We start from the raw sequence: 9,240 nt of genomic DNA, 5'->3' as shown, positions 1-9,240 counted from the left end.
GCGCTGGATGTTACTTGGCAGCCGCAGCACCGCCGGGTCGGCGCCGGGGGCGGCGGGCGCGGCGGGCGGGCGCCCCGCGACCAGGCACAGCAGCCGCGACACCTGCCGGGACGTGTCCAGCGCCTCGAACGCCGCCCGGTGCCGGACGACCGCCGCCGCGGTGTCCACGACCAGCAGCAGCTCCAGGTCCTGCGAGGTGTGCAGCAGCTCCGCCACCAGGTCCGCGGCCTCGGCGGCGTCGCGGTCCCGCAGGTCGAGGTGGGCGACGCGGGCAGGGCCGGCGCTCATCGCTCCCACTCCGGCCTGGTCGGCTCCGCCCCGGTCGGTTCCGGCCCTCCGGCGGGCCCGTCGGGGTCGCGCAGGGCGGGTCTCTCCAGCGCCCGCAGGTTCGCCCGGACGGCCGACACCTCGGTGAACTCGGTGTCGAGCGCGGCGGGGTAGGTGCGCACCCAGAAGTCGCGCAGCTGCAGCGCGCGGGCCCGGCTGGAGGAGTGCAGCTCGCCGATCATCCCGTCGATCCGGCGGACCTGCGCGTCCGCCATGTCGCGCAGCACCAGGTACAGCTCGCCCGGCGGCTTCGGCATGCTGCCGACCCCGTAGGGCGCCTCCCGCATCAGCTGCGCGCAGAAGTCGCGGCGGATCCCGGCGTTGTCGGCGAACGTCCACAGCTCGTACGCCTGGAGCAGGCTCCCCCACGACGAGGCGTGCTCCAGCGGCTTCAGCTCCAGCGTCATCGACACCCCGCCGGACAGCCGCACCGACACGCTGATCGGGGACGCCGGGTCGCCGTCCACGGTCACCTTGTCGTTCCACATGGCGCACAGCAGCCGGTGCAGGATCTGCACGCGGTGCTCCTCGTGGGTGGCGAGGTAGCCGAAGTCGTAGCCGAGCCGCTGCCGCCACTTCAGGTAGTCCTGCCGCTGCGGCCGGTCCATGGCGTCGGCCCAGGTCCGCAGGACGTCCCGGACCTCGCGGACGTCGGTGATGCCCATCGACGACCGGAACAGCACCACGGTGATCGACTCGGCCGTGGTGTGGGTGAAGTCGTAGACGAGGTCGGGTCCGGCGGGCAGGTTCACCGCCTCCCGCAGGTACGCCTCGATCGCCGGGTCGTCGGCCCCGGCCGGGTAGGACACCAGCACCTTCAGCCGGCCGGTGCCCTGCGGGCTGAAGTTCGCCGGCACCAGCCCGGCGAGCTTGCCGCGGAACTCCTCCAGCTCCGCCTCGCTCAGCTCCCCGGGCGCCTGCCCGGCGGCCTGCGCGAGCAGGTCGTGCAGCGTCGGCAGCAGCGGGGCGCGGCCCTGCCCGGCCATCCGGAAGTAGGTCTTCACCTCGGCCTTCACCCGCTCGCGCAGCTGCGCGACGGCCGCCTCGGGGTTGCTGTCCCACGCCGTCCGGTACGCCTCCCGCCAGCCGTCCCCGCCGATCAGCAGGGCGAGCAGCTCCGCCCCGGACGCGCTGGGCCGCAGCTGCCCCTTGCCGACCAGGTCGTCGGTCATCCGCCGGACGACCCGCGTGTAGAACTGCTCCAGCTCGCCGCCGGGCGGCAGCAGGTACGACACCCCGACGCGGGACTTCGACAGGTCCGCGGCCCGGTCCCGGAACCGGTCGCGGTCCTGCGCGGCCTGCTCGCCGAGCGCGCGGGTCAGGCCGCGCAGCACCGCCTCGACCTGGTCGAGCGGCTTGCGCCAGCGCGGCGCGAGCTGCGACCAGGGCTCCGTCCACTGCACGTGGGTGCGCCAGCGATACCAGCGGTCCTGGTCCTCGCGCGCCTCGACCGGGTCCGGGTCGGTCCACTTGACCTTCACCATGCCGAGGGAGCGGTCCCGCAGCGTCGGCAGCGGCGGCGGGTTCGGGCCGAGGCCCTCCGGCGCGGGCGGCTCCACCCGGCGGCGCTGCAGCAGCCCGACCGCGCCGCCGCGCTCCACCTCGTCGGCGGCGTCCGGGTTGCCGAACAGCGCCCGGGTCAGCCGGAACGGGTCGGTCGCGGCCAGCATCCGCGGGACGGCGTCGCGCGGGTCGAAGCCGCTGACCCGGTCCGGGATCTCCCGGTCGAGCCGGGTCCGCAGCCGGGCCAGCGCCGCCCGCATCGCCTCCGCCCGGTCGTTCAGCGCCGCGGTGACCTCCTTCGCGCCGGTGACGGGCTCCGGCTCGGCGTGGTCCTGCGCGGGCCGGGTGAAGATCTCGGAGATGTTCGCGACCGCGAGGAACTCCTGGATCAGCGACCGGTTGGACTCCTGGCCGGACGGGGCGCCGCGCAGGTCGTCCACCCCGGCGCGCAGCAGCCGCCCGGCGACGAGGTCGGCGAGCTCGTCCACCGGGACGGTCAGCGACGCGACCAGCGCGGTCGACACGCCGCGCCCGCCGATGCCGTTCTCGGCGGGGATCTGCCGGTCGACGCTGGCGTTGATGAAGCTGTCGGCGAAGGACTGGTGCTGCTCCCCGTCCTTGCTGGCGCGCTGGTCCAGCTCGGTGCCGATCAGCGACAGCATCAGCGAGACCACCGACCGGCGCAGGTCGCCCGGCTCGGCGCCCACCGGGCGGCAGAACAGGAACCCGGTCTGCGCGGTGCCGGGCCGCAGCGCGATCCGGCCGTCCACCGGGTAGTGGACGGCGACCTCGTCGGGGTCGACGGGCGCGTGCGAGGTGTGCCCGCGCAGGTCGCGCCGGGCGCCGCCGCCGTTCTGCCGGTCGACGAGCCGGAACAGGTCGAGCAGCGCCCGGCCCGCGTTGAGCTGCGCGGGGCGGCCGCCGCCGAGGCCGTCCACGAACGCCGACGGCATCAGCACCAGCGGGTAGATCTTGGGCCGCAGGTCGGTGCGCTCGAACAGCTCGCCGATCAGGTGCAGGTAGTCGTAGAAGATGCCGGCGCCGGTGCCGCCCGCCACGGAGAACGCGACGAACACGTCCACCGCGTTCTTGTTGCTCGACCTGCCGCCGATCTTGTAGAGGTCGGTGGCGGCCTGCGGCCCGGACAGCCGGCCGACGGCGTTGTTCAGGTCGGCGGTGGCGTGCGCGATGCCGCTGCGGAACGTCTCGAACAGCGCGGCCCGGCCGATCGTCGGCAGCTGGCCGGCGCCGCGCTGCAGCGGCGTCACCCGCGGCTCCCCGACGTCGGGCGGCAGCCACGCGGCGACCTCGCGCTCGGCGGTCAGCCGCAGGTTGCGGGCCACCTCCGGGTAGGTGTCGACCCGAGGCACGAGGCCCCGGACGTAGTGCGCGGTGCGCTGCACCGCCGGGACGTGCTGCGGGCCGGGCACGACGCTGGCCGGCAGCCGGTCGAGGTCGGCCTGGTTGACGTCGGCGTACACGAACTGGGTGCAGTCGGGCAGCTGGTAGGGCAGCGCGTCCTCGCGGACCCGCTGGAACGCGGTGCCGTCGGGGCCGCAGAACTCCTCGCGGAGCCGGCGCTCCAGCTCCGCCCCGATCAGGCAGCCGGTTCCGCCGAGTCCCACGAAAAGAACTGACTGGTAGAGCTTCATGGGGGGCTTCCTTGTCATCGGCGGGCTAGAGCCAGGGGTCGTCCTCGTAGGCCGGTTTCGCGGTCGTGGCGGGCTCGGTCCGCGCCTCGCCGGAGGTGTCGCCGCCCCGGTCCGGGACGGTGTGGTCGGACGCCGTGCGGTCGGACGCGGTTCGGTCGGACGCGGTACGGCCGGCGGCGGTGCGGCCGGGGGCGTCCCGCCGGGTGCCGGTCCGGCGCGCGGCGCCGCGGCCGGGCCGTGCGCGGCGCGGCCGGTCGTCGCTGAAGGCGAGCGTCAGGCCGGTCTCCTCCAGCGGCTCCCCGTCGCCGCCGACGGCGATCTCGTAGCGCGGGCCGTCCGGCAGCTGGACGACGACCTTGCCGGGCGCGCCGCGGCGGGCCCGGACGGGCCGGTCGCCCGCCCTGGGGTAGTCGAGCCCCGGCTCGCCCGCCGTCCCGTCGTGCACGACGAACCGGAACTCCTGCGCCCACTTCGACGGGGCCTTGAGGCGGGCCAGCTCCTCGCCGTCCTGCCGGAGCGACGCGCGCAGCCACCGGACGTCCACCCCGGCCTTCCAGGCGCGGCGGCGCAGGTGGAGCAGCAGCGCCAGGGCGAGGAGGAGCAGCACCGCGCCCGCGATCGCGTACCGGTGGCGCTCCAGCCAGCCGGGCGGGTCCTCGACGGTGACGGTGAGCTGCCCGTTCGCGTACACCTTCGACAGGTCGGCCGCGTCGACCACCTTGACGGTCATCGAGGTGCCGCCGAGCGCCGCGTCCTCCGGGAACCGGACGGTGAACGGGCGGGTGCTGGTGCCGGTCCCGATCGCCAGGTCGGTGCCGCCGCCGAGCGTCGCCCCGCCGGCCTGCCCGGCCCCGTCCATGATGATCCGGCCGCGGACCGGGGCGCCCGCGTTCTCCATCGTGACCTTGCCGCGCACCTCGGCGCCGGGGTGCACGACCGGGTCGGGCGAGAACTCGACGCGGCCCTGCAGCACGGGGGCCTGCGCGCTGACCGCCACGGTCACCGGCAGCCTGTCGGCGTGGACGCCGTACCCGCTGACCACCCCGGTGAAGGTGAGGTCGCCGGGCTGGCTCGGCGCGGTGAGCGTGCCCGCGTACCGGCCGTCGCCGGCCCGGTCGTCGGGGGCCTTGCCGTCGTCGCGGATGACGATGCTCTGCGGCGCGCCGAGCGACGGCCCGGTGGCCTGCACGGTGAAGTTCAGCCCGCTGAGCGCCTTGGCGTCGGTGACCGCGCCCTGCCGGGTGACGAGCGAGAGCCGCACGGTGAGCGGCTGCCCGGTCCGCGCGCTGGGCGGCTCGACCACGAGCGAGGCGCTGACCGCGCCCTGCCAGATGGCGGTGGCGCTGACCAGCTGCTTCGCGAGCTTGTCGGGCGCGGTGAGGCGGATCGTCCAGGTGCCGTTGCGCGGGTTGACGATGTGCAGCGTCTCGACGCCCGCGTTCTCCCCGGCCCGCTTGAACTCCGACTGCCCGGACCTGCCGTTGGGCACGACGGCGGCGCCGCCCGGCTGGACGTAGTCCACCCGGACGCGCGGGTCCCCCTTGGCGACGGTGATGTTGCCGTCCGTCGCGATGATGGGGATGTCGATCTTCAGTTCCCGGGTCTGGCCGGGGCCGAGGGTCGTCTCGTCGCTGCGGCTGACACCGGCGCAGCCCGCCGCGGCGAACGCGTCGGTGAGCGAGCGCACCACGTCCCCGGAGTCGCGGACGACGCGGGCCTTCGGCCGGGACGCGGTCCGTCCGTCGCACGCGCCCTGGTACCCGCCGGCGGCGAACCGGTCCAGCGCCGCGCGGTCGATGCCGTCGCCGAAGCCGAGCGGCCATACCTGGACGCGCCCGGCGGCGGCGAGCGCCAGCTGGGTTTCGACCTGCTTTTGCGCCTCCCGGTTGCGGTCGTTTTCGATGCGTCCGTAATGGGGGCTGCGGTGCACGTCGAGGCGGCCGTCGGTGAGCAGGAAGACGACCTTCAGCGCCCCCTCCGGGCCGCCTCCGTTCAGCGCGCTGAGCCCTTTGGCCAGCGCGGCGGCGTGATCGGTGTCGTTTCCCTCACCGTCGGCGCGCCGATGGATCTTGCGAATGCACGCGCCGAGCGCGTCCTTCTTCACGGAACTGTCCAGAACGGTCGGCGGGCACGCCTCGGTGATCGCGTTCTGTCCCGGTTCGTTCTGGCTGCCGAACCCGTAGACCGACACGCGGCTGCGGGGGTTCAGCCCGCTGAGCGCGATCGAGGTGGCGGCCTCGATCTCCTCGCGGACGTCGGCGTCGGACAGGCTCCCCGACTCGTCCACCAGGATGGACACGTCCATCAGGGTCGGCTCGGGGGCGGCGGCCGGCCCGGCCGTGCCCGCCGCGGCGGCGGGCACGGCCAGCGGCCCCAACTGGACGGCGGTGACCACCGCCGCCATGGTGATTCGCACCGGGCACGCGTAGGCACGCCCCGTCATTCGCATCATTCTCCAGAGCCCCTGCAATGGTGGATCGTCCCCCGTACGCCCCGAACTTTCCCGATGATGACCGGGCCGCATCTCGCGACCCGACGCTAGTTATCCGACTGTTACGGATTAACGATCTTCCAGATGAAGGAAGATCAAAAGCTGCCTATTGTCCTAATTTTTCCGTTTGCGAGGGAGATTGCCCCGCTTGAATGATTGGCTTATCGGTCTAAATCGGACACCGAATTAGAATCGGTTATCAGAATGACCGCGCCACTGGCCGGATTCGGACGCCATTCTCGGCGGGTCACCGTCCAGCGCCGTGCCGTCGAGGACCGTGCCGCCCTGGGACACGCCGCCCTGGGACACGCCGCCCTGGGACACGCCGCCCTGGGACGTGCCGTCCAGGGCGGCGTCGTCCAGCGCGGCGTCGTCGATGACGGGAAGGGCCGAGAGCTCGCGCAGGAACGCGTCCAGCAGCCGCTCCTGCGCCCCCGGCTCGGCCTTCCTCGCCTGCTCGCGGATCAGCCGCAGCCCCTCCAGCAGATGGCTCTGCGCCGTCGCGAACCGCCGGGCCCGCCGCTCCAGCTGCCCGAGATCCAGGTGCGCCTCCGCCGACGACGGGACGTGCTCCAGCAGGAAGAGCAGCGTCTGCCGCGCCTCCTGCACCGCCCCGAGCGCGACGTGGCACCGGCCGAGCCGCAGCAGCGCCGACGGGCTGGGCGGCGTGACCGGGTCGTCCCGGACGCCGAGCAGCTCCTCCAGGTCGATGCGCGCGCGCTCGAACTCGCCGAGCCGCATCAGCGCCTCCGCCCGGACGTCCAGCAGCGCGGCCCAGCCCTCGCGATCGTCGGTCGCCACGCCGGCCAGCAGCCGCACCGCCTCCTGCGGCAGGCCCCGCTCCAGCGCGGCCCACGCCCGCGCGACCCCCTCCGGCGGTGCGGCCGCCGCCTCGGCGGCGCTGTCCGGCGCCCCCGCGGTGCCGGACGGCGCCCGGGCCGGGCCGCCGGAGCGGTCCGAGACGTACAGCCAGGCGTCCATCGCGAAGCCCTTGCCGGGCAGCGAGCTGCGCACCCGCCAGAAGTCCTCGGCGCGCAGCGACCGGAACCCGTTGCGGATCACGTCCTGGAACAGGTGGTCCGACACGATCACCGCGAGCTGCGCGGCCGGGTGGTCGTCCAGCGCCTCCTTCACCGGCGGGCTGTCCAGCAGCCGGAAGCAGTCGATCACCGCGGCGCCGTTGAACCCGGCCGGGCCCGGCGTCACCAGCCCGCTGGTCAGCGCGAGCCGCAGCCGGATCCGCGCGTCCTCGGCCAGCAGCCGGTTCTCCTGCCGCAGCGCGACCTCCAGCTCCGCCACCAGCGCCGGGATGGCGGCGGTCTCGTCGATGTCGCTCGGCGGCAGGATCAGCACGCCGTCCCCGCTGCTCTGCACGATCTGCTCCGGCAGCCCCGCCTCCCGGCACGCCGCCATCGCCACCGTCACCAGCGCCTGCTGGGCCCGGATCTGCTCGGGTACGAGCCGGCCGCTCCACCCCTTGATGTCGAGCGCCGCGCACAGCGAACGCCGCGACCGTGCCCCCATGCGTCCCCCTTCCGTCCGTGACCGCAGTGTCGCGGCCCGGCGGACGGAGGAACCCGCACCAGTGCGGGAAAGGCCAGATCGCCTCAGATGCCGCGGCGGCGCATCACTCGCACAACTCGGACGGCGCCTTCATCTCGGCGAGCCGGGCCAGCTCGTGCACGTCCAGCAGCACCACCCGGCCCCGCGCGCAGACCACGAGGTCGCGCAGCGCGGGCCCCTTGAGGGCCTTCTGCACCGTGCCCTCCTGCGCGCCGATCAGCATCGCGAGCTGCTTCTGCCGCAGCCGGACGACGAGCCGGCCGTCCTCGCGCTCGGGCGCGCGCCATGCCTGGTACAGCAGCGCCCGCGCCAGCCGCACCTCGACCTCGTACCCGGCCGCGTCGGCGCGGTAGGTGTTGGCCTGGGCGAGCCGGTCGCCGGTCATCAGGTTCAGCGCGATCAGCGCCTCCGGGTGCCGGTGCAGGCACGCCATGAACGGCTGCGCCGGGATCACCGACAGGATCGACCGGTCGAGCGTGGTGACCGTCGCGGTGCGGACGCCGTCGCCGAGCACCGCCATCTCGCCGACCAGGTCGCCGCGGTGCCTGATGCCGAGCAGCGACACGCTGCCGTTCTCCACCCCGCGCGCGACCGCCACCCGGCCGTCGAGGAGCAGGTGCACCTCCGTGCCCGGTTCGCCCTGCCGCATCAGGGGCCGGTCGCGCTGGACGGTCCGGGGCATGCCGAGCCGCAGGACCGCGTTGCGGGCCGGCGGGGTCAGCCGGCCGAGGAACGAGAGATGATGCCAACCGGAGCTCGTCATCGACGTCTCCTCAGCGCACGTGCGTGTCGCCGCTCCGGCCCCGCGGAGCCGGGCCGCCCGGACGGGCATTCAGTATGGCAGCCTCTTCACCGGCCGATCCGGTCATGAGACACATATCTACGGTGCCTCCCGTGTCCGGGCGAGCGCGGCGGCGAGCAGCGCCCGCGCCCCCTGCCCGTCGCCGCGGCGGGCGGCCTCGCGGGCCAGCACGCGCAGCGGCGCGCCGCCCGCCGGGAACACCTCCGCCGCCGCGTTCACCAGCCGGTCGCCCTCGTCCCGGCGCCCCCGGTGGTAGGCGCGGTCCGCCAGCGCGAGCAGCAGCTCGTGCTCCAGGCGCTCCCGGTCGGGCCCCGTGCGCGCCCGGACGACGCGGAGCCCGTCGGCGAGGTAGGCGGACGCGACGTCGTCGTGCTCCTCCAGGTCCATCAGCGGGTAGGCGGCGGGCGTCAGCGGATACCGGCGCAGCAGGTACCGGCACGTCTCGACGGCCGCGCGCCGCTGCCCGAGACTGCGCTGGCGCCGGGCGAGCGCGAGGAGCGGCTCCGGGCCGGGGCACGGGCCTCGGCACGGTTCCGGGCTGGGGCACACCGGGCCGCGCGGCTCGCCGGGCGCGGCCCCGGCCGGCCACACCCAGTGGTCGGGCCCGCACGCCTCGCCCCTGACCCGCTGGAACGTCGGCATGGACGGCGCGTCCCGGAGCCGCCAGTGCAGCAGCGCCCCCATCACCACGGTGAAGGGGGCGTCCCGGACGCCGGGCCGCCGCAGCAGGCGGACCGCCTCGGCGACGACCTCGGTGCCCGTCCGCGGACCGGCCGGGCCTCCGGCGACCCCGATCCTCGTCCCGTCCCCCGGCGGGCGGCGGCGGCGCAGGCCGTCCACGAGCGCCGGGGCCGCCTCGGCGGGGTCGGCGCGCAGGACGAGCGCCAGCACCTCCCCCGACC

6 protein-coding genes are annotated in these 9,240 nt (G+C 75.0%); all 6 read right to left on the bottom strand.

The genetic code is table 11. The features are described from left to right. Positions 1-288 (bottom strand): hypothetical protein (locus ETD96_RS34810; protein ID WP_205719594.1); only part of this gene is annotated, 288 nt, incomplete at its 3' end. Further along, positions 285-3,482: a tubulin-like doman-containing protein gene (locus tag ETD96_RS34805; protein WP_138640729.1), complete on the bottom strand. Its 3,198-nt coding sequence runs from the start codon at positions 3,480-3,482 to the stop codon at positions 285-287. The genes ETD96_RS34805 and ETD96_RS34810, both read right to left, overlap by 4 nt. Before the next feature lie 25 nt (positions 3,483-3,507). Then, complete coding sequence (locus tag ETD96_RS34800; protein ID WP_171069377.1) at positions 3,508-5,925, bottom strand: vWA domain-containing protein; 2,418 nt, start codon at positions 5,923-5,925, stop codon at positions 3,508-3,510. A 234-nt stretch (positions 5,926-6,159) separates the two neighbouring features. Continuing rightward, positions 6,160-7,497, bottom strand: coding sequence for a tetratricopeptide repeat protein (locus ETD96_RS34795; RefSeq protein ID WP_138640727.1), 1,338 nt, complete (start codon positions 7,495-7,497; stop codon positions 6,160-6,162). A gap of 103 nt (positions 7,498-7,600) precedes the next feature. Beyond that, positions 7,601-8,299, bottom strand: a complete 699-nt coding sequence (locus ETD96_RS34790; protein ID WP_171069376.1) for a Crp/Fnr family transcriptional regulator — start codon at positions 8,297-8,299, stop codon at positions 7,601-7,603. A gap of 117 nt (positions 8,300-8,416) precedes the next feature. Further along, a partial coding sequence (locus ETD96_RS45270) for a hypothetical protein (RefSeq protein WP_205719593.1) occupies positions 8,417-9,240 on the bottom strand: 824 nt, incomplete at its 5' end.

It is taken from the genome of Actinomadura geliboluensis (genome assembly GCF_005889745.1).
Classification (GTDB): Bacteria; Actinomycetota; Actinomycetes; order Streptosporangiales; family Streptosporangiaceae; genus Spirillospora; species Spirillospora geliboluensis.
The sequence above is the reverse complement of the archived record's forward strand: the minus strand, read 5'-3'. Positions and strand labels throughout refer to the sequence as shown.